Source organism: Blautia sp. MCC269 (assembly GCF_018785655.1).
Classification (GTDB): Bacteria; Bacillota; Clostridia; order Lachnospirales; family Lachnospiraceae; genus Blautia_A.
The window spans coordinates 1-1490 of sequence record NZ_WQQE01000107.1; the positions used below are offsets into that span (position 1 = coordinate 1).

1 protein-coding gene is annotated in these 1490 nt (G+C 41.2%); it reads left to right on the plus strand.

What is annotated here, in order from left to right; all coding sequences use genetic code 11:
• On the plus strand, positions 1 to 1261 hold a 1261-nt coding region (locus GPK88_RS18490; RefSeq protein WP_215708130.1), incomplete at its 5' end, for a tyrosine-type recombinase/integrase.
• Positions 1262 to 1490 lie beyond the last annotated feature (229 nt).

Sequence of the window (1490 nt, forward strand, 5' to 3'; positions counted from 1 at the left end):
ATGGTACTACCGCTTCTATGTAGAGGACGCAAGCGGCAATCTTGTTCAGAAAGAATGCGTTGGAACAGAAAGCAAAAGTGAAACTGAAAAACTGCTCCGTCAGGCAATGGATGATTATGAGAAAAAGAAATTTGTTGCCAAAGCGGATAATCTCACAGTCGGACAGCTTTTGGATGTGTGGGCAGAGGAGGAATTAAAAACAGGTACGCTCAGCAATGGTACGGTGGAGAATTACCTCGGAACAATCCGAAATATTAAGAAACACCCATTGGCAGAACGTAAACTGAAAAATGTAACCTCTGAACATTTGCAATCTTTCTTCGATTTGCTTTCCTTCGGGGGAGTTCATCCCGATGGAAAAGAGAGAAAGGGTTACAGCAAAGATTACATCCATTCTTTTTCCGCAGTCATGCAGCAATCATTCCGCTTTGCAGTATTTCCAAAGCAGTATATTACGTTCAATCCTATGCAGTATATTAAACTGCGGTATCAGACGGATGAAGTGGATTTGTTTTCTGATGAGGATATGGACGGAAATGTCCAACCAATTTCACGAGAAGATTATGAAAGACTGCTTGCTTATCTGCAAAAAAAGAACCCAGCCGCAATACTTCCAATCCAGATAGCCTATTATGCCGGGCTTCGTATTGGAGAAGCCTGTGGTTTGGCATGGCAGGACGTAAATCTGGAAGAACAATGCCTTACCATAAGACGCAGCATCCGATATGATGGCTCAAAGCGCAAATATATCATCGGACCAACCAAGCGGAAAAAAGTAAGGGTTGTTGATTTTGGAGATACACTGGTAGAGATTTTCCGTAATGCCCGGAAAGAGCAGTTAAAAAATCGAATGCAGTACGAAGAACTTTATCACACGAACTACTACAAAGAGGTCAAAGAGAAAAACAGAGTGTACTACGAATATTATTGCTTAGACAGAACGCAGGAAGTCCCGGCAGATTATAAAGAAATTTCTTTTGTCTGCTTAAGACCGGATGGTTGTCTGGAACTTCCGACTACTTTGGGGACGGTATGCAGAAAGGTGGCAAAAGCATTAGAGGGATTTGAAGGCTTTCATTTCCACCAGTTACGTCACACCTATACAAGCAACCTTTTAGCAAATGGAGCAGCCCCAAAAGATGTACAGGAATTGTTGGGACACTCAGATGTCAGTACCACAATGAATGTCTATGCTCACTCCACAAGAGATGCGAAACGAAAATCGGTTCGGCTTCTTGATAAAGTGGTAGGTAATGACTAAAAAAATTCCCTTATTTCCCTTGTGATTATCTCATAAGGGCAAAAATAAGGGAAACTACATATCATTTCACTAATGGACAGGCGGAAAAGCCTGTAAAATGGGGAAAGTTAGAGGAATAATTATATAAATTCCAGTTTGGAGAATTAAGAAAATCGTTAAGGAAAGAATCGAAGGTGGTGCAAACGAAAAAGCAGTATGGAGACTTTTCATTAACTGCCCTTTCGTTTGC